Genomic DNA, 26,219 nt, shown 5'->3' with positions numbered 1-26,219 from the left:
CATAAAATTTTTTTGCAAAATGTGAAACACATCATCATGAGAAAAAAATATTTTTACAGAGGAGGTGTAGGATGGTGAGCAGGAAGATTCTCCTAGCGGTGATTCTGGGTGTGTTTCTCGTGTCTGTTGTGTTCGGTGCCAGGTGGACTCTGAGATTCGGTCACGTTCTCGCTCCCGGAGAACCCTACCACCAGGCATTTCTGAAGTGGGCAAAGGCCGTTGAAGAGAGAACGAACGGTGATGTCAGAATTGAAGTCTTCCCGAGTTCTCAGCTTGGTGTGGAAGAAGACATCATCGAGCAGATCAGAATGGGAGCACCTGTAGGATGGAACACCGACTCCGCAAGGCTTGGAATGTACGTGAAGGACATCGGTGTTATGAACCTTGCCTACTTCATCGATTTCATGGGAGCGAAAACACCCGAAGAAGCCATTGAGATTTTGAAGAAGATCAAACAGTCACCAACGATGCAGAAGTGGCTGAAGGAACTCGAACAGAAGTACAACATAAAGGTTCTCTCATTCTACTGGGTACAGGGTTACAGGCACTTTGTAACGAACAAGCCCATCAGAAAACCCGAGGATCTCCAGGGACTCAGAATCAGAACACCGGGTGCTCCAGCATGGCAGGAGTCCATAAGAGCCCTCGGAGCGGTACCGGTTGCCATCAACTTTGGAGAAATCTACACGGCAGTCCAGACGAAAGCGGTCGACGGTGCAGAACTCACCTACGCGAACGTCTACAACGGTGGTCTGTACGAAGTTTTGAAGTACATGTCTGAGACGGGACACTTCCTCCTCATCAACTTTGAGATCGTCAGCGCAGACTGGTTCAACAGCCTGCCACCGGAATACCAGCAGATAGTTGAGGAAGAAATGGACAAAGCAGGTATAGAGGTTTCTCTCAAAATCATGAAAGAGCTCGAAGAAGAGTTCAAACAGAAGTGTATTGAAAAGGGTATGACGGTGATACCGGCCTCTGAAATCGACAAAGAAGCCTTCATGGAAAGAGCAAAACAGGCTTACAGGAACCTTGGACTCGAAGATGCTCTCAACCAGCTGATCAGAGAAGTGAAAGGAGAGTGACCATCAGCCCGGCCCCTTCGGGGGCGGGCCTTCATTCTATCTATCAGAGGTGAGAGACGTGAAAAAACTGGACGAGATCCTTCTGAAAATCGAAAAGCACTCTGCCAAGATACTCCTTCTTGTGATGATCGTTATGGTTTTTGCCTCTGGTGTTGCAAGATTCATAGGTCATCCTATAAACTGGGCGGTGGATTTCAGCACGTTTCTGTTCGGCTGGGCGGCTTTCTTTGCGGTGGATATCGCATGGCGTGAAAACAAAATGATGTCTGTAGATATCTTTGTGAAACGTCTTTCAGAACGCAAACAGAAGATCATAAGGCTCATAAATTACTTCATAATCCTTGCGTTTTCTTTCTATCTGATCGTGTGGGGCTTTTATCTGTCCTATAAAACAAGATACAGAACCTTCGTTGGTATGCCAAACTTCAGCTACACCTGGGTTACCCTGAGTGTTCCTGTCGGTGGGGTACTCCTGTTCAGATCCACCATCTTGAAGATATTGGCCGAATTCCGCAACAAGAAGGAGGCACAATAATATGCTAATAGTGCTGATCGCGTTCGCTGTATTTTTGATTCTTGGGATGCCCGTCGCGTTCGCAATTGGAATATCTGGTTTTCTGTGGTTCCTTCAGCATCCTGAACTTCCCATTACGATCCCCATTCAAAGGTTGCTTTCTCAGACGGTCAATTTCGCTCTTCTGGCAATCCCCATGTTCATAGTGGCTGGGAACGTGATGAACTCCGCTGGTGTGACAAGAAGGCTTCTTGATTTTGCTTCCACTCTTGTTGGTCATATGAAAGGTGGACTCGGTCAGGTTTCGGCGGTTCTTTCCACGTTGATGGGAGGGGTTTCTGGTTCTAGTATAGCGGATGCAGCGATGGAAACAAGGATGCTTGGACCTGAAATGCTAAGACGAGGATATCCAAGAGGTTTTGCAGTGGCTGTCAACGTCTGGACATCTTTGATCACGCCGATCATACCACCTGGTATCGCTTTCATCATCTACGGTACGATAGGTCAGGTTTCCATTGGAAGGCTCTTTGCGGCGGGAATTGGACCTGGGCTTCTTTTAATGGTTGTCTATATGATAACCATATGGTTCGTTGCGAATAGACTGAACCTTGCCCCAGAAAGAGAAAAGCGTGCTTCAACAGGTGAGATTTTCAGAACACTGGGAAGAAGTATCTGGGCACTCATCTTTCCTGTTCTGTTGATCGTAGGACTCAGAGGAGGTATCTTCACTCCGTCGGAAGTTGGTTCGTTTGCTGTGCTTTACGGAATGCTGGTTGGTTTTCTGATTCACAGGGAAATGTCCATCAGGACTTTCTACTGGGAAACCCTCGAAAACTCTCTTGGCGATATTGGCAGTGTCATGTTCATCCTCTCGATGTCTTCTATCTTTGGGTATGGAATGATATGGGAAAGGATTCCAGAAAGACTTGCTCAGTTCCTTCTCGGTATCACCAGCAATTCAAACGTGTTGATGGTCATGATTTCCATATTCCTCGTGTTTGCAGGTCTGTTCGTTGATGCAACGGCTCTAATACTAATGCTCACGGCTGTACTTCTTCCTGTGGCAAGGCAGCTGGGAATCGATCCCGTCCATTTCGGTCTGGTCTTCATTCTTTCTGCCGCTATGGGAAACCAGACACCACCTGTGGGGGCTTCCATGTACGCAGGCTGTTCAGTCCTTGGTGCGAGCATAGAAGAGTACATTCAGGCATCCTGGCCTTTCCTCATAGTAACGGTGATAGCCATACTTCTCATCATCTTCTTCCCGCAGATCGTGCTGTTCATACCGAACCTCATCTTTGGATAAGGAGGGATTGAAGCTATGAACTTTCAGGGAAAGGTGGTTTTGATAACGGGAGCAGGTTCCGGAATAGGAAAAAAAGCCGCCATCATGTTCGCAGAGAGAGGAGCGAAAGTGGCAGTGAACGACATTTCCGAGGAGAAAGGCAATGGCACTGTGGAACTGATAAAAAGCAAGGGTGGAGAGGCCGTGTTCATTCTTGGAGACGTAACAAAGGATGCAGAACGGATAGTGAGAAGAACGGTGGAAGCGTTTGGGAGACTCGATATCCTTGTGAACAACGCGGGTATAGTTCCCTATGGAAACATAGAAGAGACTTCAGAAGAGGACTTCGACAGAACGATCGCTGTGAATGTCAAAGGACCGTTTTTACTGTCGAGATACGCGGTCGAGCAGATGAAAAAGCAGGGTGGAGGAGTTATTGTGAATGTTTCCTCCGAAGCGGGGCTTGTGGGAATCCCAAGAAGATGTGTTTACAGTGTTTCAAAGGCAGCGCTTCTGGGTCTTACAAGATCCCTTGCGGTCGATTACGTGGACTATGGAATAAGGGTGAACGCGGTGTGCCCGGGTACCACGAAGTCTGAGGGATTGATGGCAAGGGTAAACGCATCCCCAAATCCGGAAGAACTTCTGAAAAAAATGACGTCCAGGATCCCCATGAAGAGGCTTGGAGAAGAAGAGGAAATTGCTTTCGCTATCCTTTTTGCCGCATGCGATGAGGCGGGCTTTATGACGGGAAGTATCATAAGTATAGATGGAGGATCCACTGCTGTGTGAGGAGGTCTTAATGTGGATGTGATTCAGATGATTAAGGAAAAATACGATGAATTCACCAACGCGGAAAAACAAATAGCCGATGTTATTCTTTCAGATCCAGGAGGGGTCATAGAAAGTTCCATTAGCGATCTCAGTAAAAAAGCGGGTGTGAAAAGCGAAGCTTCCGTGGTGAAGTTTTACAAGAAACTGGGGCTGAACAGTTTTCAGCAGTTCAAGGTGATCCTGGTACAGAGCATTTCAAGAGCACCTCTTGAGATCGTTTACGAAGATGTTTCCACTGAAGACGACACCCGAACCATCACCGAAAAGATTTTCAAAGCCACTGTGAGGGCAATTCTGGATACCCTGAACTCCATAGATGTTGAGTCGATCAAAAAAGCCGTCGAAATGTTCAGAGAGGCTCGAAGGATCATATTCATAGGTTTTGCAGCTTCTGCTGCTGTTGCTTTCGATGCGTTTCACAAGTTCACCCGCATTGGAAAAAACTGTTTGTTCTCCAACGACGAACACATCATAGCCACCATCCTTGCCACCGCATCTCCCGGTGATCTCCTCGTTGCCGTTTCGCACACGGGGGAAACGATATCCGTTGTGAACTTCGCCAGGAAGGCCAGAGAGATGAGGATACCGGTCGTTGCGATAACGGGAAACAAGAAGTCTACCCTCGCAAAGTACTCAGACGTTGTCCTTGTAACAAACACGAAAGAGACGAAGATAAGAACGGACGCTATGACCTCCAGAATCGTACAACTTGTCATACTCGACACGATTTACACACTTCTTGCGGCGAGAGATCCAAAAGCCATAGAGAATCTGAACAAGAGCAGGTTGTCTGTCTCGGAGCTAAAGTACTGAACGTGGAGGGAAAAATATGAGGAAAGTACTCATTGTGACACGAACTTTTGGTAAGTATTCTCAGGAACCCATTGATTTTCTCAGGAAAAATGGATTTGAGACAATCAGGGCCGATACCATAGATCCAGACGCTTTAAAAGACGCGGACGCTCTGATTGTGGGCACACATCCTGTCACGGCTGAGATGATAGAAAACTCCAACCTCAAGATCATAGCCAAGCACGGGGTGGGAGTGGACAACATAGATCTGAATGCAGCAACAAAGAAAGGAATACCCGTTACCATCACAGCCGGTGCGAATTCGCTTTCTGTTGCCGAACTCACCATCGCCTTCATCTTCGCACTCAGCAGAGGTCTTGTGTGGGCCCACAACAGACTGTTTCAGGAGAGAAAGTGGGAAGGAATAATCGGGCAGGAAGTTTCTGGAAAAACACTCGGTGTAATAGGTTTTGGAGCAATAGGCAGGGAAGTGGTTAAGAAGGCTGTTTGCCTTGGTATGAACGTGCTCGTTTACGATCCATACGTGAGCAAGGACAGTGTGAGATTGTCAGAGGCCACTCCGGTCGACGATCTGGATCACCTTCTCAGGGAGAGTGATTTTGTATCGCTCCATGTTCCACTGAACGAAAGCACAAGAAACATGATAGGTGAAAGGGAAATTTCCCTGATGAAGAAATCTGCCTTTTTGATCAACACCTCTCGTGGTGGTCTTGTGGACGAAAAAGCACTCGTGAAGGCTTTAAAGGAAGGGAAAATCGCCGGGGCCGCACTCGATGTTTTCTCTGAAGAGCCTCCAGATCCCGGCTCACCACTGTTTGAATGTCCAAACCTCATTACCACTGCGCACATAGGTGCTCACACAAAGGAAGCCATCTACAGAATGAACATGATGGCTGCTCAGGCAGTGGTGGATTTCTTTAGTGGGAAAATTCCAAAACATGTGGTGAACGAAGAGGTGATAGATCTTTTGAAGCGTAAAGGATTGCAGGAAACATCTTGAATCACAGGCGACAATGTGTTAAAATAACCCTAGCAGCGAGCAGGCGTAGCTTCAAGCGGTGGAGCGCCGCCTTGGTAAGGCGGAGGGTGTGGGTTCGAGTCCCACCGCCTGCTCCATTTTCTATTTTCCTATCCCCAGGGGATGACATTGTGAAGAGAAGAAAATCAACAAGAACCAGTTCTTTTGGAGTAAAAGGCCGGGAAAGCCATGATTCATCTCCATTTTATAGTAGAGCGATCTATTCCAACTTTTCCCTTCCAAAACCTTCAGAGGAAGATCTCATCGAGAACCCACTTCCTGAAAATCTCTTAGACAAGGTCATTGAGGGGGATGCCAGAGAAGTTCTGAAAAAAATACCTGACTGTTCGATACATCTCATGGTGACTTCACCTCCGTACAATGTAGGGAAAGAATACGATGAAGATATGACTCTTGATGAATACCTTGAATTCATAGAAGAAATCATGAAAGAAGTGTACAGGGTTCTCGTCTGGGGTGGAAGAGCCTGTTTTAATGTAGCAAATCTTGGAAGAAAACCGTACATTCCTCTTCATGCGTATCTCATCCATTTGTTTGAAAAGATAGGCTTTTTGATACGTGGAGAGATCATTTGGGACAAAGGGGAAGCGGTGAGTGGTTCTTCGACTGCGTGGGGTTCGTGGATGTCTCCTGTAAATCCCGTGCTAAGAGATCAACACGAATATATAATTGTAATGAGTAAAGGAGATCTAAAGCGAAGAAAACCCAGTGATAGAGAAGCAAAATCAACAATAACAAGGGAAGAATTTTTAGAATTCACAAGGAGTGTGTGGAAATTTCCACCAGAGTCAGCTAAGAGAGTAGGACATCCTGCCCCCTTTCCTGAGGAACTTCCTTACCGTTGTATACAGCTCTACACCTTTAAAGGAGATGTCGTTCTCGATCCTTTTGCTGGTGTAGGAACAACTTGTGTGGCTGCCGTTAAAACAGGACGGCATTTTGTTGGAATAGAGATAAATCCCGAATACGTAAAAAAGGCCGAAGAAAGGGTAAAGGATATTCTCAGCAAACCTACTCTTTTTGAAGATCACTGTTGATATTTTTCTATCAACTCTTTTATGAGATCGTACCATCCTTTGAAATATTCTTCTTTTGCTTTGAGTATCAATTCAACGGGAAAAGGTTTGTAATCGATCTCTAAATAGTTTTCCTCTTTTTTTGAAAGCTCGATCAATCTTTTTACAGTAGAACTCTTCAATCCAAAACCACGCGGGTTTGTGTTGCTGCTCGGGAGTGAGTAGTACTCCTCCAACTTTGATTCATTTTTTTCTACTTCTCTCTGTAGGTCTCTCAATTTTTCTAAATCAATAACGCATAGTATTATTTTGTCTTTGTTTCTTGCAATGTAGAATATATCTGCCTGGAAGTTGAAAGTTAAAATTCTATCTTTGGTTGGGAATCCATCCCATGCTATTTTAACGTCGGAAAATCCTTCAGTTGTTTTTATACTGTACCTCTTTGTTGAGTCGTCTTGAAAAGTTATTTCAATATCCCAGTTTCTTTCTGTGTCTGGGGCTTGATTAACGGATTTTATGAAGTGTGAAAGTTCTTTTCTTATCATCTCAACTATGAAATTCTCACGCCTTTTACCTACATCGGGAGCTCTTCCTTCAAAATAAAAGATATCCCATGCTTTTCCAAGGATATCGATTCTCTCTTTGTTCTTTTTGAAAATATCAATGAGAGGATCCGTTTTTCTCATAAATCTTCTCCCCCTCCACAAACACCGCAATGGGATCATCCTCGAAAAGAAGTGGATTTCTCTCGTAGAGACAAAAGTCTGCTCTGTACCCTGCTTCTATCTTTCCTGTTTTTATTCCCACCTGACTTGCCCCCGCTTCCGTCATCAGGTAGAACGTTTCTTCTCTGGAGAAACCCATTTTGAGTGCGTGTTCTGCGATATATTTTGGGTCACACGGTGAAACGGGAGAATCCGAAGAGAAAGAGATAGAAACACCCGCTTTGAACATTCTGTAGAACGGATAGTGAAGAGCGTTCACCTTGACTTTCTTCAAAAGGGGCTGATCTTCGAAGAAGAAATGTGGCTGAACGGAAAAAGTGGTGTTTTTCACCCGTTGTAGATCCTTTTCCTGGACGAACTGAGCGTGGATGATTCTGTGACCGCGGTGTCTTTCGAGAACATCGAGAACAAGGCTCACCGCACTGTCTCCTATGGCGTGAACGTTCAAAATGAGATCGTGTTCGTCGCAGAAGCGAGCCAGTTCTTCGAGTTTTTCTTCTGTGAGAAGTTGCACACCCTGCGTTCCGTCGTCGTATTCACCGGAGATGAGAGCCGTTTTTGCTCCAAGGGAACCGTCCATGAAGACTTTGACTCCTTTAACGTGCACTCTCTTGTTGAGATCTCCGAAGTGTTCGGGTTTTAGATCCTTTGGTTTCAGCTTCTCGAAGAGTCTGATTCTGGAGTGTTTTATAATGGAAAGAAGCCTTTCCACGCTCACACCGTAAAGGTCATCGCTCTGAACGAATGTTACACCGTGTTTGAGAAATTCCTCTTCTCCTACTCTGTAGAATTCTGCTATTTTCTCTTTGAAGACGTATTCGTAGATCTTTTCCAAGTTCTCTACGAGATACCTTTCTTCGACTCCCAGAACCTCCATCGCTTTTTTGTTGAGAAACGCTTTGTGACCGCACCTTCTTATGAGAAAGACAGGCGCTTCGATTCTGTCCAACCTCTCAACAACCGATCCATCTGGTTCTTCGAACCAACCCCTTCCCACCACAACTTCACTGGTGAGATCTCTTTCGAAAAGCTCGTCCCAATCGTTGAACTGGACACTGAGTTTCGAAAAGCCCGTTCCCACAACGTGTGCGTGTGAATCGACAAAGCCCGGAACGAGGAAGTATCCTTTCGCATCAATGACAGGTTCATTTGCTTTTTCGACGAATTCTCCGTTTTCCACGAACAGATCTTTTTGAACAAACTCCCTTCCATTCCACACCAGGGCACCTTTTATTATCATTTCAACCCCCTGCTTCCCGGTTTTTCTGCCGGGATTCCCTGTTTGCAGAGTGGACAGTCTTCAGGATCGTAGACCGGAAGGTCGAGCTTCAGAAGACTTTCGAACGGAACTCCAAAGTCCACTTTTCCGCCGGAGCGATCGATGATGGAACCCACACACACCACGTTTGCTCCATACTCTTTCAAGAGCTCTATCACTTCCTTCACAGAACCACCCGTGGTCACCACGTCTTCAACTACTGCTGCTTTCTCACCAGGTCTTACGAAAAAGCCCCTTCTGAGTTTCATCACTCCGTTTTCTCTTTCCGCGAACAACGACCTCGCTTTCAGGTACCTTGCGACGACGTACGAGAGTATCACTCCTCCCATCGCAGGACCCACTACTGTTTCCACATCGTACTTCCTCAGAAGCTTTGCTAATTCTTCTCCCACGATGTCGCCGTACTCTGGGAACTCGAAAAGACGTGCGCACTGCACGTATCTTGAGGAGTGTTTCCCGGAAGAGAGAATGAAGTGCCCCTCCATCAAAGCACCGGTTTTCTCGAGGATTTCCTTTATCACAGTCTCATCTCCTTTATTCTTTTGATCTTTTCTCCGGGATTTTCGCTCAGGTAGATCTCTCTTCCGAGCACAGCAAAATCCGCTATTCCCTTCATTTCTTCGAGCGTTACGACGTCCTTTTGATCGTCTGCTTTCACTTCCATTCTGATGCCGGGAACGAGAATTTTGCCTTTTATCTTCTCTCTCAGAGCCTTTGCCCATGGACCAGGAAGCACGAAATCACACCCAAGCTTGTTCAGTTTTTCTATCCTGTCCATGTAATCCTCGAGAGATCCTTCCATGGAAGTGAGTTTCACCACAACGAACACATGTTTGTCTGTTGTCCTGAGGGCTCTCTCCACGCTTTCGTATCCAGCGCAGGAGTGAACTGTGAAACCTATGATCGCCGGATGATCCCAGCTCTTTATGGAACGTTCCACCGTTGAAGGGATATCACAGAACTTCAGGTCAAGGATTATCTTCAAATTCCTCTTTGCGAGTTCGTCGAAGATCTTTTTTCCGTGTACGGCGAGGTTGTGCCCCACCTTCACCACTTCGAAACTGCCGTTTTCGTCGATGAATCTGATAGGATCTTCCATGTCCAGACTGAGAACAGGTGTCATCTTTTCACCTCCAGCAGATATTTTCCAATTTCTTCCACAACACCGGGATCTTTGAAGAGAGCGCTTCCGACTCCTATCACGTCCGCTCCCACTTTCAGGAATTCTTCTGCGTCTTTCACGGAGTACACACCACCGCTTGCTATCACAAAGAGTTCTGGGAATCTTTTCTTCACTTCGTACACTGCCCTGAGGGCGATCGGTTTCAGCACGGGACCAGAAAGTCCTCCTAAGATCATCGTGTCTTTTTCAAAATGCAGTCCCCTCACCGTGTTCACGAGCGTGATTCCGTCCCATTCCGCTTTCATCACGAATTCCGCAGCGTCTTCCACGAAGATACCCTCTACTCCCACTTTCGCTATCAGGAAGGAGTCGGGAAGTTCTTTTCTAAGTGTGTTCAGGAGTTTCTTCCACTCTTCCGCGTTTTTGACTATGGAGAGTCCTCCTTCTTTCACGTTCGGACAGGAGAAATTGAACTCCACCGCATAGAATCTGTCCGCTACCTTTTTGAACACACGGGCCACTTCCAGATACTCCTCGAAAGAATCACCGCCGAGACTTGCGATCATGGGAACGGGAAGTTCCGGAATGTTTTCAACGAACGCGTGTATTCCGGGGTTTTCCAGTCCGATCCTGTTTATCACGTAGAAATCGCTGTCTGCCATTCTGGGAGTGGGGTTTCCTTCTTTCGGATGGAGCGTGACGGTTTTCAGCAAAACACCGCCCACGTATCTGTGATCCATGAGCTTCAGATACTCTCCAAAGCCGGCAGGACCGGAGAGAAGAACAAGAGGGGGTCTCAACTCCAGCACAGTTCATCACCTCTGAATATCGGACCATCCGTGCAGACGTGTTTCACGCCACTTTCCGTGAAAACAGCACATGACTTGCAGGCACCTATGCCGCATCCCATGTATTCTTCGAGTGAGAAGTAAACTTCTTTTCCCCTCAGGTGTTCCCAGCACACCTTCTCCATACTTCTGGATCCAGAGACAAGGTACCAGTCGTACTCTGGAAGCGATGAGAGTTTTTTCAAAAATTCATCGTTTCCGATGACAGTTTCGTATTCCAGGGGTGTGAGAATAGGAGTTCTGCTTCCAACGAGAACGTCCACGTTCATGGTTCTTTCAAACGCCTTTGCCATCGTGAGGCATGTGGGAGAGATGATGAGAAGGCCTTTTCCAGGCTTTTCGAAGCCGTTTCCAAGAGGACCGTGACCTTTTATCTTCTCTGCTTCTTCGACGATCCACTTCGTTCCCTTTCCCTTCACCTGAACGGAGATCGCTGTGTGATCTTCCCAGTATCCGAGAACGAAAGGCTTTCTGACGAGTTTCGGTGTCTCCAACATGACGAACTGTCCTGGAGAGAAATCGATCCGCTCCTCGAAGAGAACGATCCAGGTATCCTCGTTCACTCTAATCGTTTTCTTTTTGGTCAGCAATAACCTCTCTCCATCTATCATCACCCATCTTCCTTTGAGTTTAAGAGCGACCACTTTTCCCTTCAGTCTGACACCGTCGAACATGGAATTCTTCCCTTTGCTTTTGAATTTTTTTGCGTCCACGATGAACTCTGCCTCCGGATCGATGAACACAAGAGTATCTTCTGTGAGACGAGCTTCAACACCGAGCACTTCGAGGGGCTTTTTCGTGAGTTTTTTTACGACGAGTTCGAGATCACCCAGGGCTGTGTAATAGGCAGGAAAGGCGATTTCTATGGATGTTGAGCCGTAGGGAGCGGTGAGAAAATCGTCCGGTTTTTCGTGGTGTGGCGCGTGATCCGTCGCTAGAACATCGATCACATCTTTTTTCACGGCCTCAATGAGAGCTCTTCTATCCTCCGGAGATCCGAGAGGAGGGTTGATCTTGAAGTTCGTGTTTTTGATGTCTTCGTAGCAGAAAAACAGGTGGTGCGGTGTTACTTCACAGCTGACCTTTGCCAGGTTCTTCAAAAACGATATCACTTCTACGGAGTACTTCGTTGTTACATGCTGGATGTGGAATCTTTCGAATCCGTACTCAAGGCCCGTCAGAACGGTTCGTGCTATGGCTATCGCTTCGTTCGATCTCGGTCTTTTCTGAAACGGTAGAGGAGCTCCCTCGTAGAAGATTCCATCCACCTCGTACATCTGGCTGTGGTCGAACCAGAGGGCTTTCTTTTTCTTTTTCATCGTTTCAACGAGTGTAGGGTAGTCGTACTCTATGCCGTCCGTTGAAAAGCCCACCACTCTTTCTCCTTCAGCTTCGATCGATCCGAAGGGAGAAACGGCAAAGAGAAACTCGACCGCTCTGTTTTTGGAGAGATCCAGGTGTCTTTCCAGAACTTCTTTGCTGTCTATGAGTGGCTTTGTATTGGGCTGTACCACCACTTTAAAAAAGCCTCCCACAAGGGAGGCTTCTTCTAAGGAGCTGTAATCTTCTCCACCATTGAGGCGAACATGAACGTGAAGATCGACAAAGGGAAACGTGGCAACCAATCCTTTCGAGGGAAAGGGTGTTTCTATTTCTTCTTCTATCCATTTCTTTCTAAACGGATCGTAGATCCTCACACTTTTCCCTCCGAATTCCTTTCCTGTTATTTTACCATCCACCTGGCGATCTCATCTATTACTCTTTTGTCAACGTGACCTTTCTTCATGTATTCAACCGGCGTTGATTTTCCTTCTCCTGAAATCATCAAGTGATTGAGATCGTCGAAGACGAGTATTTTCACATTTTCCCTGCCTGAAAGTTCCTTCAACCAGATCTCCTGGTCCTTTTCAGTCACCTGGTAGTCTCTGCCGCCGAAGATCAAAAGCATGGGGATGGTTAGTCTCTTCGCAATTGAAGCAGGATCTCTTTCTCTCAGATCGTAAAAGTACTTCGCGGGAGCTCCAAGGACGAATTCATCTGGAGGAATCTCTTTTCTTTTGAGTTTTTCCAGAATGTTCAGAGTTTCTTCTACGTTGCTTGCAAGACCCAGAGACTGAAGATATTTCAACTGATCTTCCATGACTTCTTCGAGCGGTCTTGCGGGCGGTGCTATCATGACAACACCGTCTGCCTTCGATCTTTCCGCTATCTCCGGTGTGAGCATCGCACCGAGGCTGTGTCCCAGCACATAAACTCGGGAGACGTCTTTTCTCTCTTTGAGTATCTTCACCGCTTCCAGTGCGTCTTCTATGACTTCTTTTTCGACGGTCAGGGTGGTAGGGTCTACTTTCTCGACGAACGTTCTTTTGTGGTATCTGAGAACGATGATACCCTTCGAAGACAGACCGTACGCGATGTCCTTGAATATCTTGTTTGGACCGATGGTTTCGTCCATGTCGTTCGGTCCAGAGCCGTGCACGAGGACAACAGCCGGGAACGGTCCGCTTCCTTTTGGGATCGTGATCTTCCCGGGAAGGCCGTTCACGGTGATATCCTTCTCCTCAAAGCTCTCCGGGTCCACGTAGTCTGGAAGTTCGTACTCTGTCTTTGTAGCCTGTTTGAAGAAGAGTCCGGCGACTTTTCCTTCTCTGTCCATGGTGACAAGTGCTGAGATTTCTCCTCTGTCGAACTTCAGAGTGAAGTTGTAGATCTCGTATTCAGCCTGGATGATTTTCTCGTATCCAGCGATTTCTCTGAAGTCACTGAGCTGTGCTTTCAGAGAGTTCCAGATGTTTGAAAGACTCTGGACACTGAGCTGTGCTTTTACCTGATTGGAACACATATTCAAAGCCGATTCGAAGTTTTCAGAGGTGAGATGTTGAACGAAGAGAAACGCTTCCTGATCGAAGGCACCAAACACCATCACACCGAGAAAGAGCGAAAGGAAGACAGTGAGTTTCATCTCTTTTCCCTCCCCTTCTTTTTGAACAGCACGTTCTCCTTCATCTTGTTTCTTACCTTCAGCGATCTTTCGACGTGAACCTTTTCACCTGTGAAGGGATCCAAACCAGAGTAGTACATCGCGGTGCTCACCGTTCCGGGAGTAGGTGTGAATATCTGGATCTGCTGAGGAAAGTACCCGAGGTGTTTGAGTATGAAGTCTCTCAAGTAATTGTTCTCCCTCCAGCCTTCTCCCGGATGTCCCACTATGAAGTAGCCGATCACGTACTTTCTCTTTCCCATCTTCTTTGCAAGTGTTTCAAAGCGTTTTTTGAACTCGAGGAACAGTTCCACAGGCGGTTTTCTCATCAGAGATAGCACCTTTGGATGAGCGTGTTCGGGGGCGAGTTTCAGCTGTCCCGGGGTGTACTTCACGAGTTCCCTTATGAAGACGTCTGGATCTTTTTCGGCAAGGACGAAGTCGTGCCTGATCCCGGAAGAGACAAAGACGTTTCTGACACCTGGTATTTTCCTGATCGACTCGAGAAGAGAGATGAATTCGTCATGGTTCGGTCGGACAATCTTGCACACGCTGGGATACAAACAGAACTTCTGGCACTGTCCTTTCGTTTCTCTGATGGAACAGCTCGAACCGTAGAGGTTCGCAGTCGGCCCTCCAACATCCGTGATGGTACCTTTGAAATCCTTTTTCTTTGTGAGGATCCTCACTTCTTCGAGAATGGAATCTTTGCTGCGGTAGGAAACGTGGGTCGTCTGGTGCTGTGTGAGGGCGCAGAAAGAACAGCTTCCGAAACAACCTCTCACGGCCGTTATCGAGAACTTCACCGTTTCTATCGCCTTCACTCTTCCCATCTTTGCGTAGAAGGGATGAACTTCTCTTTCGAAAGGAAGAAGGTAGAGCCGGTCGAGTTCCTCCTGGGAAAGTGGAAGTTGCGGGGGATTCTGAACAACATATCTTGTGTCCTGTTTCTGGTAGATCAGAATGTTCTTGTATGGATCAGTGTACCAAGTTTGAAGTTTCAACGCTTCGGCGTATTTTTCGGGATTTTCTGAGATTTCATCGTAGGAGGGCAGTTCGATACCTTCTTCAGGTTTTTGAGAGGCCCACCAGACAACTCCACGAACACTTTTGCACTTTTCTATATCACCTGTTCTGGAAAGAATCTGTGCGATCTCAAGAACTGCCTTCTCACCCATTCCATAGACGAGGAGATCCGCCTTTGAATCGACGAGGATGGATTTTCTCACCTTTTCGCTCCACCAGTCGTAATGTGCGAACCTTCTGAGGCTCGCTTCCAATCCACCAAGGACAACGGGAACTTCCGGGAAGAATCTCTTGATGAGATTCGTATAGACGATGGTTGCCCTGTCGGGTCTTTTTCCACCAGATCCACCCGGTGTGTAGTCGTCCGTTTTTCTTTTTTTCTTCGAGGCCGTGTAATTCGCCACCATCGAGTCAACGTTTCCAGCGGTGACACCGAAGAAAAGACGAGGCCTTCCAAGACGTGTGATGTCTTTTTCTGTTCTCCAGTCCGGCTGAGCTATGATTCCCACTTTGAAGCCGTGAGAGACGAGATAATGACCGATGAGGGCAACACCGAAGGAGGGATGATCCACATAAGCGTCGCCTGTGACAAGAATGACATCGAGCTCTCTCCAGCCTAATTTTTTCATTTCCTCACGTGTTGTGGGAAGAAACACAGTATCACCCTATGTATTTTAAAACAAAAAAAGCCTCGTTTCGAGGCCTGGTTAAAAAATAGGGACGCAGGGGCACGGTACTTATTTCTTTTGAGGTTGCTTTATCTTTTCATTGTGGATCGAAATCAACACATCTACCGGTATCAACACTAACATTTTCCTCACCTCCTTTTTGAGAATTACTCTCATTTTTCATGTGTAAGTGTATCATCGGGAGATTAAGAGTCAAATAAGGTAACGCTAATTATATGTAAAGAAAGACTCATTTCACGGTGAAGAAGGGAGCAATAAGAATCCTCACAGAAAAATTTTTGGGGACTTGACAAAATATTTGGTGCTAGTCTAAAATATTTTGCAGGAGGTGACAAAATATGTTGCCCAAGTGTCCGGTCTGCGGAAAAGAAATGATAGTTACAGAGCTTCACTGCAAAAGAGACGATGTCACTGTGCGGGGACATTTCAAAGCGAGCCCGTTCGATTTTCTCGACAAAGATGAACTCGAGTTCGTGATTCTATTCTTCAAGGCGCGTGGGAATTTGAAGGAGATAGAGCGTTACACAGGACAGGGCTATTTCGCCTTGAGGGGGAAGCTGGAGAGAATCCTGGAGAAGATGAATCTCCAACCCCTTGGAGAAGTAGAGGAAGAAGCTGCAGAAGAGGATCTCTTCAAGCAGGTGAAAGAAGGGAAGATCAGCGTTGAGGAAGCTTTGGAAATTCTGAAGAAGAGGAAAAAAGGAGGAGAGAGCGATGTCTGAGGAGATCAGAAAGATCCTGGAAGCTGTGGCAAGGGAAGAAATCAGTCCAGAAGAAGGGGAGATGCTGATAAAGGCGGTACAGGAAAAGGAAAGAGAAGAAATCGGGCCAAAAGGTGATTTTTCTGAACGGGAGGGCGACTACATCCTCGGCGAAAACGAGATAGTGGAAGAAGATCTCGTCCTTTCTAAAAAGAAAGCGATCATAAGGGGAAAAATCAAAGGAGATCTTGCGCTCATCAACTGTGAAACGTTCTTTTCCGGAGAGGTGGAAGGTGATCTTGCCGTCATCGGCGGAAAGATCGAATTCGATGGAGGAACGGTGAAGGGAGATCTCGCTCTCGTCGGTGTCAAAGAATCAGGGAAAACGCCGGTGGTGGAAGGTGATATCGCGAGGATATCGAACTTCTTCGTCAGCGGTATTTTGAAAATGGTCTCTCCTTTCATCAGTAACATCTCTGTTTCTTCCAAGAAGAAGGTCGAAGGAAAGGAGTGATCTTCCATGAAGGTGTATCTGATGGTTTCGACGATTCTTGTGGTGATGTTGTTTTCTTTGATATGGCTGTATGTGCTGTTTTTTTCTCCTGTAGAGACAGCTTCATCTTCACCGGCGGTTTGGGAACTGGGTGTCACAGAAACATCCAGTGCAATGGTACCTGGAAGTCTTCAGGATCGATGAGGAGGGAGTACTGTGAATGAGCTCTTACACTGGAAGAGGAACTTCTTCCTTCTTGCCCTCGGAAGGTTCGTATCGATTCTTGGAAGTTCCATTCAGGCGGTTGCGATTCCTCTTTTTGTACTGGATCTGACACACTCCGGATCTGCTGTTGCTCTGATGACCGTAGCCTACATGGTTCCGAGGATCCTTTTCACACCCATAGCCGGGATCGTGGGAGACAGGGGAGACAGAAAGTTTCTCATGGTCTCGATGGATTTTCTGAGGGGATTTCTCATCTGTTTTCTGGCCCTTCTTGCGTTCAGAAACTCCGTCACCCTTCCCGTTCTCTACGTTTCTCAGATAGCGATGGCTGTCATGGACAATCTCTTCGATATACCGACAGGTGCGATGTTTCCCGATATCGTTCCTCAGGATTTTCTCATGAGAGCCAACTCCATCATGGGTATGGTGAGGATCTTTCCACAGATCCTGGGCCCCGCACTGGGAGGAGTGATCTACGGATTCTACGGTATAGCGATCGTTTTTCTTGTGAATGGAGTGTCTTTTGTCCTCTCTGCCATCAGTGAGATCTTCATCGTTTACAGCCGAAAGGTGGAGAAAAAGCCAGCAAAATTCTCTCAGATTCTTGAAGATCTCAAAGAAGGATTTCTCTTCATCTGGAACCACGAACTCATACGAACCATTTTGATCTTCGCACTTTTTCTGAATCTGCTCATCTCTCCGCTGTTCATGGTGGTGTATCCTTACACGATCAGGGAAGTGATGAAATTTTCGGCTCAGGAATTTGGTTTCCTGGAGACTTCCTTCACCTTAGGGGCGCTTCTTGGGAACTTTCTGATCGCATCGTACCTGTCAAAGAAGAACATGTGGAAGGCCATGAAGATTTCTATCTTTCTTTTTGAACTTCCCATCGTCTTCCTTGGTTTTCTTGTCATGCCTGATTTTTCTTTGAGCAGGCTGGTCATCTTCTCGTTGTTCTTCATCACTTTCCTGATAATGGGTTTTTTGAATCCTATCATCAACGTTCCTCTGGACACCGCGTTTCAAAGGATGACACCTTCTCACATCAGAGCGAGGGCCTTTTCTTTCCTCATTCTCGTGGCAAACGGAGTCACTCCGCTCGGATCGGTTCTCTACGGATACCTCGTTGATAGAGTACCGGTCCATTTTCTTTACTATATTGTCGGAGCGCTTTCTTTTCTGGTCGCTGTGCTGCTTCTGGTAGCTTTGAGGGGAAAAGAGCTTCCCACTTGATTTTTCCAGCGTTGTTTGTTAGAATAGTAACCAAACAGGGGTGAAAGGTTATGCGATGTGGAAGAATAATATGTCTCAAATCGATTGAACACAATTATTATTACTTTTGGTTTAACAGGGGCACCTGTCCGTGAGTGCGACCGCTCCGGGCAGGTGCCTCTTTCGGTATCTGCCCGGAGCGATAGAAAACACTGAAGGGCTCCGGGCAGCGGAGCCCTTTTTTTATTACCAAAATCCCGTAGGAGGTGGTAGATCTATGATAGTCGTTTTGAAACCCGGTTCCACAGAAGAAGATATAAGGAAGGTGGTGAAGTTGGCTGAGAGTTACAACTTGAAGTGTCACATTTCCAAAGGTCAGGAAAGAACGGTTATTGGGATCATCGGGGACGATAGGTACGTGGTGGCGGACAAGTTCGAATCTTTGGACTGTGTGGAAAGCGTTGTGAGGGTGCTCAAGCCTTACAAACTCGTCTCTCGTGAGTTCCATCCGGAGGACACGGTGATCGACCTCGGAGATGTGAAGATAGGAAACGGCTACTTCACCATCATAGCGGGACCGTGCTCAGTTGAGGGCAGGGAAATGCTCATGGAAACCGCGCACTTTTTGAGCGAACTCGGTGTCAAGGTTTTGAGGGGAGGGGCTTACAAGCCTCGAACATCTCCTTACTCTTTCCAAGGACTCGGAGAGAAAGGGTTGGAGTACCTGAGAGAAGCTGCCGACAAGTACGGTATGTACGTGGTGACGGAGGCTCTCGGAGAAGACGATCTTCCAAAAGTGGCCGAGTACGCTGATATCATTCAGATAGGAGCGAGAAACGCTCAGAACTTCAGATTGCTCTCTAAAGCGGGAAGCTACAACAAACCCGTTCTTCTGAAAAGGGGTTTCATGAACACCATCGAAGAGTTCCTTCTCTCCGCTGAATACATCGCAAACTCTGGAAACACGAAGATCATACTGTGTGAAAGGGGAATCAGAACGTTCGAAAAGGCCACGAGGAACACACTCGATATATCCGCTGTTCCTATAATCAGAAAGGAATCCCATCTTCCCATTCTGGTGGATCCGAGCCACTCTGGGGGAAGAAGAGACCTCGTTATTCCACTCTCCCGGGCCGCTATAGCGGTTGGAGCTCATGGAATCATTGTGGAGGTTCATCCGGAGCCGGAGAAGGCACTTTCGGATGGAAAACAGAGTCTTGACTTCGAGCTCTTCAAGGAACTGGTTCAGGAAATGAAGAAACTCGCTGATGCCCTGGGGGTGAAGGTGAATTGAAAATTTCTGTGCTCGGAGCGGGATGCATCGGTGGATCGATCGCACTTAAATTGAAAGAAAAGCATCATGTCACAGCCTTCGACAGAGATGAAGAAACGATGAAAGCATTGGAAGAAAACGGAATAGAAACTGTTTCAAAGGAAAGCGATCTCTACGATACAGACCTTCTCGTTCTTGCGCTTCCCATGAGCGTCGAGGAGAGATTCCTGAAAGAAACGGACTTTTCAGGGAAGATTCTCGATGTGGCGAGCGTGAAGACACCTTTCATGGAAATAGCCAGAGAGAGGGGATTGAACTTCACAGGAGGACATCCCATGGCCGGAAACGAACGAAAGGGAAAATCAGGTTGGGATCGAGAAATGTTCGACGGAAAGATCTTCTTTCTCTGCTCTCTCGACGGAAAAGAGGATGGGATGATTGAAAACATCGTGAAAGATCTTGGTGCCAGACCTTTGTGGATAGACTACAGGATCCACGACGAGATCGTCGCTGCGGTGAGCCACGTTCAGTACTTGATCTCACTGAGCGCACGGTACGTAGGGAAACCCTTTGAAGAATACGCGGGACCTGGTTATCTTTCCAACACGAGACTTTCGAAACAGAACATGGAGATGGCGCTGGATATGATCAGATATAATAAAGAAAACATCCTCAAATACCTGGAGAACGCAAGAAACTTTCTGAATGTTTTATATCATCTCACAGAGAAAGAGGATTTCGAAAACCTGAAAAAAGTGATAAGGGAAGTGATATCTTGAAGGTACTTCCGGCGAAGAAGGTTGAAGGAGTGCTGAGCGTTCCTCCGGACAAATCCATAACTCACAGGGCTCTCATTCTCTCGGCCCTTGCAGAGAGCGAAAGCACACTTTACAACCTTTTGAGATGTCTGGACACGGAGAGAACCCACGATATTCTCGAAAAACTCGGTACACGTTTTGAAGGCGATTGGGAAAAGATGAAGGTCTTTCCGAAGCCCTTCGCTGAGCCAATAGAACCTCTCTTCTGTGGAAACTCCGGAACAACCACGAGGTTGATGAGTGGAGTTCTTGCTTCATACGAGATGTTCACAGTGCTTTACGGGGATTCTTCTCTTTCCAGAAGGCCGATGAGAAGAGTGATCGAACCTCTGGAGATGATGGGAGCGCGTTTCATGGCGAGGCAGAACAACTACCTTCCCATGGCTATCAAGGGAAATCACCTTTCCGGTATCAGCTATAAAACACCGGTGGCGAGCGCTCAAGTGAAGAGCGCGGTTCTTCTGGCGGGGCTCAGAGCCAGCGGACGAACAATCGTTATCGAACCAGCAAAAAGCAGAGATCACACGGAAAGGATGCTCAAAAACCTCGGTGTTCCCGTCGAGGTGGAGGGAACACGTGTGGTTCTGGAGCCTGCTACCTTCAGGGGTTTCACGATGAAAGTCCCTGGTGATATCTCGTCGGCTGCTTTCTTCGTGGTTCTCGGCGCCATTCATCCCAACGCTCGAATCACAGTAACGGACGTTGGCCTGAATCCCACCCGAACGGGACTCCTCGAAGTTATGAAACTCATGGGAGCCAACCTGGAGTGGGAGATCACGGAAGAAAATCTTGAACCGATAGGAACTGTGAGGGTTGAGACATCTCCAAACCTGAAAGGTGTGGTTGTTCCCGAACACCTCGTACCTCTCATGATAGATGAACTGCCTCTTGTGGCGCTTCTCGGTGTTTTTGCGGAAGGAGAAACGGTTGTGAGAAACGCGGAGGAGTTGAGAAAGAAGGAATCCGACAGGATAAGGGTTCTGGTGGAAAACTTCAAACGGCTCGGTGTCGAAATAGAAGAGTTCAAAGATGGTTTCAAGATCGTTGGAAAGCAGAGCATAAAAGGTGGATCGGTGGATCCAGAAGGCGACCACAGAATGGCTATGCTCTTTTCCATAGCAGGGCTCGTGAGTGAAGAGGGGGTTGATGTGAAAGATCACGAATGCGTGGCGGTGTCTTTCCCGAACTTTTACGAACTGCTGGAGAGAGTGGTGATATCATGAAATTCTGCATCATAGGGTATCCGGTGAGTCACAGCATATCACCAAGGCTTTACAACGAGTATTTCAAAAGGGCGGGAATGAACCACTCGTACGGTATGGAAGAGATACCACCTGAATCTTTCGACACGGAGATAAGAAGGATTCTCGAAGAATACGATGGTTTCAACGCGACAATTCCTCACAAAGAAAGAGTGATGCGGTACGTCGAACCATCTGAAGATGCGCAGAGAATAAAAGCCGTGAACTGCGTCTTTCGGGGAAAGGGATACAACACCGACTGGGTTGGCGTTGTGAAATCGCTCGAGGGTGTAGAGGTGAAAGAACCCGTTGTCGTTGTGGGAGCGGGCGGAGCCGCACGTGCTGTGATCTACGCTCTCCTCCAGATGGGCGTGAAAGACATCTGGGTGGTGAACAGAACGATCGAAAGGGCGAAGGCTCTCGATTTTCCTGTGAAAATTTTCTCTCTCGATCAGCTCGACGAGGTTGTGAAAAAGGCGAAGAGTCTCTTCAACACCACTTCCGTTGGAATGAAGGGAGAGAAACTGACCGTTTCCGAAGCTTCTTTGAAAGGTCTGTATCTTGTTTACGACGTGGTGTACTTTGAGACTCCTCTCGTTTCTGATGCGAAGAGATTGGGAGTGGAACACGTTGTAAAGGGAAACCTCATGTTTTACTATCAGGCGATGGAGAATCTCAAAATATGGGGAATCTACGATGAAAGATCGTTCAAAGAAGTGTTCGAGGAGGTACTGAGATGAGGCTCACAATAGCGGGAGATTCCCACGGAAAGTACATGATAGCGGTTTTGGAAGGGATTCCTGCGGGTTTGAAGATCGACGAAGAAATCATAAGAAGAGAGCTTTTCAGGAGAAGAAATTGCTACGGTAGAGGAAAGAGGATGAGCATGGAAGAAGATGCCTTCGAGATCGTCTCCGGAGTGTGGGGAGGTATCACAACGGGAGCACCGGTGACGATTCTCGTTCCAAACAAAGCGGGCAACCCGGTGAAAGACGTTCGAAGCGTGCCGAGACCGGGTCACATAGATTACGCTGCCTTTGTGAAGTACAAACTGCCGGATCTGAACGTCTACGTGGAACGATCCAGTGCCAGATGGACGGTGGCTCTCACGGCGGCGGGTGCTCTTCTGAAGAGTCTCCTCAGAGAGTTCAACATAGATGTTCTCGGGTTTGTCACAAGACTTGGAAACGTGGAAGCGAAGAATATCCCAGACAATTTTGAGGAGTTGAGAAGAAAGAGGGACGAATCGGCCGTTTTCTGTCCAGATCCAGAGGCAACGGAAGGAATGATCTCCGAGATCGACAGGGCGAAAGAAGAGGGAAACACCCTCGGCGGCAAGGTGAAGGTCATTGCAAGAGGTGTCCCGGCAGGCATCGGGAGCTACTCCGATCTTTTCAAAAAGCTCGACTCGAAGATAGGTTCCCTCTTTTTTGCCATTCCCGCTGTGAAGGGAGTGGTGATTGGAAGTGAAGAGATGTGGTACGGCTTTGACTATCTGGATGAGTTCGAACTGGAAGACGGCAGGATAAAGAGAAGAACAAACAATCTGGGAGGAATAGAAGGGGGCATCACCAACGGAGAAGACGTGTGGGTGAACGTCTTCGTGAAACCCATTCCTACCACAGGAAAGCCGTTGAACTCCGTTGATTTGAGAACAATGGAACCGGCGAAAACACCGTACGTGAGATCTGACGTGACGGCCGTTCCTCCCGCTTCCGTCGTGTGTGAAGCCGCGCTCGCTGTGGTGATTTCGGACGCCTTGCTCGAACACCTGGGCGATGGAAACATCGACGACCTGAAAAGGAGGTTCGGGAATGAGAATCTTCCTCGTTGGGATGATGGGTTCTGGAAAGAGTACGATCGGTAAAAGGGTTTCCGAGGTGCTCGACCTTCAGTTCATAGATATGGACGAAGAGATAGAAAGAAGAGAGGGAAGAAGAGTTCGAAGGATTTTCGAAGAAGACGGTGAAGAGTACTTCCGATTGAAAGAGAAAGAACTTCTTAGGGAACTTGTGGAAAGAGACAACGTGGTCGTGGCAACGGGTGGAGGTGTTGTGATCGATCCAGAGAACAGGGAGCTTTTGAAGAAAGAGAAGACTCTCTTTCTCTACGCTCCCCCTGAAGTGTTGATGGAAAGAGTAACAACAGAGAACAGGCCTCTTCTGAGAGAAGGAAAAGAGAGAATACGAGAGATCTGGGAAAGGAGAAAACAGTTCTACACGGAGTTTAGAGGGATCGACACCTCCAAGTTGAACGAGTGGGAAACAACCGCACTCGTTGTGCTGGAGGCTCTGGACGAGAAAGAAATCTCAACGATAGAAAAACCACACCTGGTGAAGATCATCCTCGGTGGTTTCAAGAGGGTGAGGAACGAAGAGCTGGTTTTCACCACGGAGAGGGTGGAGAAGATATACGGAAGGTACCTTCCAGAGAATCGGCTTCTTTTTCCGGATGGAGAGGAAGTGAAGACGCTGGAGCATGTCTCCAGAGCGTACTACGAACTTGTGAGGATGGACTTTCCCAGGGGAAAGACCATAGCGGGTGTCGGAGGAGGTGCTCTCACCGACTTCACCGGCTTTGTGGCGAGCACGTTCAAAAGGGGAGTGGGACTTTCTTTCTATCCAACGACACTTCTGGCTCAGGTGGACGCTTCCGTTGGTGGAAAGAATGCCATCGATTTTGCAGGGGTGAAGAACATCGTTGGAACTTTCAGGATGCCAGACTATGTGATCATAGATCCCGTTGTCACGCTCTCGATGGACGAGGGAAGGTTCGAGGAAGGAGTGGTGGAGGCCTTCAAGATGGCCCTTCTCTCTGGAAGGGGGCTGGAACTCTTCGACGATCCAGAGAAGATAGAAAGGAGAAATCTCAGAATCCTCAGTGAGATGGTGAGGCTATCGGTGGAAGAGAAGGCAAAGATAGTGATGGAAGATCCCTACGACAAGGGATTGAGACACGCTCTGAATCTAGGACACACCCTGGGACATGTCTATGAGATGCTGGAAGGGGTGCCCCATGGTATAGCGGTGGCGTGGGGACTGGAAAAAGAAACGATGTACCTCTACAGAAAAGGGATCGTTCCAAAAGATACCTTCAGGTGGATCGTTGAAAAGATCAAAGAGATCGTACCCATCCCGGTTCCGGCTGTTGACAGAGAAAAAGCAAGAACCCTCATTCTGAACGACAAGAAAATCATGAAAGGCTCCAGGGTGAGGCTTCCATATGTGAGAGAACCTGGAAAGGTGGAGTTTCTGGAAGTGGATCCGCTCGAACTTCTGGAGGTGGTAGATTGAAACTGCTCGTTGTGAACGGTCCGAATCTGAACATGCTGGGAAAGAGGGACAGGAACGTGTACGGAAATTTCACCTATGATGATCTGGTGAGGATGATAGAAGACTGGGCCAAAAGAAACGGAGTGGAGGTGGAGGTTTTTCAGTCAAACCACGAGGGAGAGATCATAGACAGACTGCATCGACTCGACTTCGACGGTCTTGTGATAAATCCCGGTGCGTTCACGCATTACAGTTACGCTATAAGGGATGCCCTTGAGATCGTGAAAGTTCCCAAGGTCGAAGTTCACATATCCAATATACACGGAAGAGAAGAATTCAGAAGAAAGAGTGTCACAGCGGAGGTTTGTGACGGTCAGATCAGCGGGTTAGGAGCTTACGGATACATACTCGCACTAGAGTACGTGAGAAAAGTCTCCTCTGAAAGCAGCAAGTAAGAAGTAAACGCCAAACCCTATCAGAACAAACGACATGGACACAAGAACGATTCTATACACACCTTTCCATGAAGGTTTGTGGAGAAACTGCCCGGCGACACCCAGGAAAGTGTACCAGCTTATGTCCGAAAGAATGTGACCAGAGTAGAACAGGAGAACACCAGAGAGAAGATGCTCTCTTGCCCGAAAAAGGAACGCACTACCAACCGAAAACCACCACAGAAGAAAATAGGGATTCGAAAAAGAAACGAGTGCTCCCTGAACGGGCAGGGGGAACCTGCTGTTTCCTGTGTTCGAAATCAAAGACGGGTCTTTTGCTTCAAATAGTTGAGAAATCCCCATGTACAGGAGAAAAATGCCACCTGCTAGTGAAATTGCCCTCATGAGAACTGGAGGAATCGTTCGAACACCAACCAAAAGCAGCATCACCAGAAGGGCTTCTAGTAGAACATGCCCTGTTATCAACTTCAGGGATGCTTTCCAGTCTTTTGTGCTTTTTGATATGGCGATTGCCATTAAGGGTCCCGGTGCCATCGCACCAGAAAGTCCAACAAGGAAACTTCCAAAGAATATGGAAAGCATATTTTTTCCCTCTTCATGCCTTTTGAAAGATTCTACCACTCATCTTCTATTTTTTATGTTAGTGTAAAAGATGTTAGTCTAAAAGATCATAGTTTTATTCAATAAACTACGGTAAGTTCCATTTATTCACAAAGTGGGTGGTGATTGTAACTGACTCCTGATGTGCGATACGGAGTATGCAATTACCGGTAACGAAAAAATTCATGCGGGTTTGAGAGAGGTAATGTATGCATGGAAAATGGAATAATGAGCGAGAATGTGAAACAGGGTATGAGAATATTTCTTCATATTCTATCGTGTATCTATCATGAATAAAGAAACCACGTACTTAGTCTCTAACCTTTTAAGGAGTACCTTTTTAAACAAATTTGTGAAAATGAGAACTAGTAGATTTTCCCATAAAACAACTCAAAATGGCCTGACCTAGGTTAGGATAATTTATCTTTCGATTTTGCCTTTCTTTAGGCTTTCTATGGACTATGCAATTATTCCATTTTTCCAAACAGTACTTGACTGAGCCTTTCTGTGTGTTAGAATCACCTGTGATGAAACACCCTCTGTATGTTCTCATATACTCTTGCTTTTTGAAATGCTTTGTGGTATAATTTCTTTGAAATCCAACGGGTTTCAATACTTCCTTTGAGGTATGGAAACACGAGACAAACGTCGCCAGGTTGTGTTCGAACTGAGT

General features: G+C 47.1%; 27 protein-coding genes, 1 tRNA gene, 1 pseudogene and 1 CRISPR repeat array (1 of these 30 cut by a window edge). Of the genes and pseudogenes, 19 read left to right on the top strand and 10 right to left on the bottom strand.

The window, feature by feature from the left end; genetic code table 11:
* Positions 1–71 precede the first annotated feature (71 nt).
* From CTN_RS01710 to CTN_RS01675, 8 genes are all read left to right on the top strand, one after another.
* A complete protein-coding gene (locus CTN_RS01710; protein WP_015918842.1) occupies positions 72–1,085 on the top strand; it encodes a C4-dicarboxylate TRAP transporter substrate-binding protein in 1,014 nt (337 codons plus the stop codon).
* Between the two features lie 49 nt (positions 1,086–1,134).
* Positions 1,135–1,620: a TRAP transporter small permease gene (locus CTN_RS01705; protein WP_015918841.1), complete on the top strand. Its 486-nt coding sequence runs from the start codon at positions 1,135–1,137 to the stop codon at positions 1,618–1,620.
* A gap of 1 nt (position 1,621) precedes the next feature.
* Positions 1,622–2,905 (top strand): TRAP transporter large permease subunit, encoded by a 1,284-nt coding sequence (locus CTN_RS01700; protein ID WP_015918840.1) that lies wholly within the window; start codon positions 1,622–1,624, stop codon positions 2,903–2,905.
* A 15-nt stretch (positions 2,906–2,920) separates the two neighbouring features.
* Positions 2,921–3,676: an SDR family NAD(P)-dependent oxidoreductase gene (locus CTN_RS01695; RefSeq protein ID WP_015918839.1), complete on the top strand. Its 756-nt coding sequence runs from the start codon at positions 2,921–2,923 to the stop codon at positions 3,674–3,676.
* Between the two features lie 12 nt (positions 3,677–3,688).
* Positions 3,689–4,531, top strand: a complete 843-nt coding sequence (locus CTN_RS01690) for a MurR/RpiR family transcriptional regulator (RefSeq protein ID WP_015918838.1) — start codon at positions 3,689–3,691, stop codon at positions 4,529–4,531.
* A 16-nt stretch (positions 4,532–4,547) separates the two neighbouring features.
* Positions 4,548–5,531 (top strand): phosphoglycerate dehydrogenase, encoded by a 984-nt coding sequence (locus CTN_RS01685; protein WP_015918837.1) that lies wholly within the window; start codon positions 4,548–4,550, stop codon positions 5,529–5,531.
* Positions 5,532–5,570: 39 nt separating this feature from the next.
* Positions 5,571–5,647, top strand: a tRNA-Thr gene (locus tag CTN_RS01680).
* A gap of 33 nt (positions 5,648–5,680) precedes the next feature.
* Positions 5,681–6,607 (top strand): type II restriction-modification system DNA methyltransferase, encoded by a 927-nt coding sequence (locus CTN_RS01675; RefSeq protein ID WP_008193633.1) that lies wholly within the window; start codon positions 5,681–5,683, stop codon positions 6,605–6,607.
* Here the strand turns inward: CTN_RS01675 and CTN_RS01670 are convergent.
* From CTN_RS01670 to CTN_RS01630, 9 genes and pseudogenes are all read right to left on the bottom strand, one after another.
* A complete protein-coding gene (locus tag CTN_RS01670) occupies positions 6,598–7,272 on the bottom strand; it encodes a type II restriction-modification system endonuclease (RefSeq protein WP_004083091.1) in 675 nt (224 codons plus the stop codon). The genes CTN_RS01675 and CTN_RS01670 overlap by 10 nt on opposite strands.
* Positions 7,247–8,551 (bottom strand): amidohydrolase family protein, encoded by a 1,305-nt coding sequence (locus tag CTN_RS01665; protein WP_011943205.1) that lies wholly within the window; start codon positions 8,549–8,551, stop codon positions 7,247–7,249. Before CTN_RS01665 ends, CTN_RS01670 begins: the two co-directional genes overlap by 26 nt.
* Positions 8,548–9,111: an orotate phosphoribosyltransferase gene (pyrE, locus tag CTN_RS01660; RefSeq protein ID WP_011943204.1), complete on the bottom strand. Its 564-nt coding sequence runs from the start codon at positions 9,109–9,111 to the stop codon at positions 8,548–8,550. The genes CTN_RS01665 and pyrE overlap by 4 nt, the downstream gene beginning before the upstream one ends.
* Positions 9,108–9,713: an orotidine-5'-phosphate decarboxylase gene (gene pyrF, locus CTN_RS01655; protein ID WP_011943203.1), complete on the bottom strand. Its 606-nt coding sequence runs from the start codon at positions 9,711–9,713 to the stop codon at positions 9,108–9,110. The genes pyrE and pyrF overlap by 4 nt, the downstream gene beginning before the upstream one ends.
* Entirely contained in the window at positions 9,710–10,522 is an 813-nt protein-coding gene (locus tag CTN_RS01650; RefSeq protein WP_015918836.1) for a tRNA-dihydrouridine synthase, read from the bottom strand. Before CTN_RS01650 ends, pyrF begins: the two co-directional genes overlap by 4 nt.
* Positions 10,510–11,172, bottom strand: a complete 663-nt coding sequence (locus tag CTN_RS09990; protein ID WP_174872578.1) for an iron-sulfur cluster-binding protein — start codon at positions 11,170–11,172, stop codon at positions 10,510–10,512. The genes CTN_RS01650 and CTN_RS09990 overlap by 13 nt, the downstream gene beginning before the upstream one ends.
* A gap of 18 nt (positions 11,173–11,190) precedes the next feature.
* Positions 11,191–12,258 (bottom strand): annotated as a pseudogene (locus CTN_RS09985) (dihydroorotase); the annotation flags it as partial.
* A 26-nt stretch (positions 12,259–12,284) separates the two neighbouring features.
* Positions 12,285–13,523 (bottom strand): esterase EstD, encoded by a 1,239-nt coding sequence (estD, locus tag CTN_RS01635; protein ID WP_015918834.1) that lies wholly within the window; start codon positions 13,521–13,523, stop codon positions 12,285–12,287.
* Positions 13,520–15,223 (bottom strand): YgiQ family radical SAM protein, encoded by a 1,704-nt coding sequence (locus tag CTN_RS01630; protein ID WP_015918833.1) that lies wholly within the window; start codon positions 15,221–15,223, stop codon positions 13,520–13,522. The genes estD and CTN_RS01630 overlap by 4 nt, the downstream gene beginning before the upstream one ends.
* 371 nt (positions 15,224–15,594) lie before the next feature.
* Between CTN_RS01630 and CTN_RS01625 the strand changes: the two genes are divergently transcribed.
* The 11 genes from CTN_RS01625 (at position 15,595) to aroQ (ending at position 24,946) form a co-directional block, all read left to right on the top strand.
* Complete coding sequence (locus CTN_RS01625) at positions 15,595–15,978, top strand: DUF2089 domain-containing protein (RefSeq protein WP_011943199.1); 384 nt, start codon at positions 15,595–15,597, stop codon at positions 15,976–15,978.
* Positions 15,971–16,471: a hypothetical protein gene (locus CTN_RS01620; protein ID WP_015918832.1), complete on the top strand. Its 501-nt coding sequence runs from the start codon at positions 15,971–15,973 to the stop codon at positions 16,469–16,471. Before CTN_RS01625 ends, CTN_RS01620 begins: the two co-directional genes overlap by 8 nt.
* A gap of 6 nt (positions 16,472–16,477) precedes the next feature.
* Entirely contained in the window at positions 16,478–16,654 is a 177-nt protein-coding gene (locus CTN_RS09955; RefSeq protein WP_162828737.1) for a hypothetical protein, read from the top strand.
* Positions 16,655–16,666: 12 nt separating this feature from the next.
* The gene (locus CTN_RS01615) at positions 16,667–17,908 is read left to right on the top strand and encodes an MFS transporter (protein ID WP_015918831.1); all 1,242 of its coding nucleotides are present in this window, start codon (positions 16,667–16,669) and stop codon (positions 17,906–17,908) included.
* Positions 17,909–18,164: 256 nt separating this feature from the next.
* Positions 18,165–19,181 (top strand): 3-deoxy-7-phosphoheptulonate synthase, encoded by a 1,017-nt coding sequence (gene aroF / locus CTN_RS01610; protein WP_004083125.1) that lies wholly within the window; start codon positions 18,165–18,167, stop codon positions 19,179–19,181.
* A complete protein-coding gene (locus CTN_RS01605; RefSeq protein WP_004083127.1) occupies positions 19,178–19,939 on the top strand; it encodes a prephenate dehydrogenase in 762 nt (253 codons plus the stop codon). Before aroF ends, CTN_RS01605 begins: the two co-directional genes overlap by 4 nt.
* Entirely contained in the window at positions 19,936–21,201 is a 1,266-nt protein-coding gene (aroA, locus tag CTN_RS01600; RefSeq protein WP_015918829.1) for a 3-phosphoshikimate 1-carboxyvinyltransferase, read from the top strand. The genes CTN_RS01605 and aroA overlap by 4 nt, the downstream gene beginning before the upstream one ends.
* A complete protein-coding gene (gene aroE / locus CTN_RS01595) occupies positions 21,198–21,959 on the top strand; it encodes a shikimate 5-dehydrogenase (RefSeq protein WP_011943195.1) in 762 nt (253 codons plus the stop codon). The genes aroA and aroE overlap by 4 nt, the downstream gene beginning before the upstream one ends.
* On the top strand, positions 21,956–23,086 hold the full coding sequence (gene aroC, locus CTN_RS01590) for a chorismate synthase (RefSeq protein WP_011943194.1): 1,131 nt from the start codon (positions 21,956–21,958) through the stop codon (positions 23,084–23,086). Before aroE ends, aroC begins: the two co-directional genes overlap by 4 nt.
* Complete coding sequence (gene aroB / locus CTN_RS01585; RefSeq protein ID WP_041437436.1) at positions 23,034–24,512, top strand: bifunctional shikimate kinase AroK/3-dehydroquinate synthase AroB; 1,479 nt, start codon at positions 23,034–23,036, stop codon at positions 24,510–24,512. Before aroC ends, aroB begins: the two co-directional genes overlap by 53 nt.
* Positions 24,509–24,946, top strand: a complete 438-nt coding sequence (aroQ, locus tag CTN_RS01580; protein WP_015918826.1) for a type II 3-dehydroquinate dehydratase — start codon at positions 24,509–24,511, stop codon at positions 24,944–24,946. Before aroB ends, aroQ begins: the two co-directional genes overlap by 4 nt.
* Here aroQ and CTN_RS01575 read toward each other — a convergent pair.
* Positions 24,905–25,528 (bottom strand): LysE family transporter, encoded by a 624-nt coding sequence (locus CTN_RS01575; protein ID WP_038066533.1) that lies wholly within the window; start codon positions 25,526–25,528, stop codon positions 24,905–24,907. The two genes, aroQ and CTN_RS01575, sit on opposite strands and share 42 nt — an antisense overlap.
* Before the next feature lie 624 nt (positions 25,529–26,152).
* Positions 26,153–26,219: a CRISPR direct-repeat array (repeat unit 30 nt; unit sequence GTTTCAATACTTCCTTTGAGGTATGGAAAC); it runs 361 nt beyond the window's last position.

Origin of the sequence: Thermotoga neapolitana DSM 4359, from assembly GCF_000018945.1 — a bacterium.
Lineage (GTDB): Bacteria > Thermotogota > Thermotogae > Thermotogales > Thermotogaceae > Thermotoga > Thermotoga neapolitana.
Note: the sequence above shows the minus strand (reverse complement) of the source record. Positions and strands in the feature narration are given on the sequence as shown.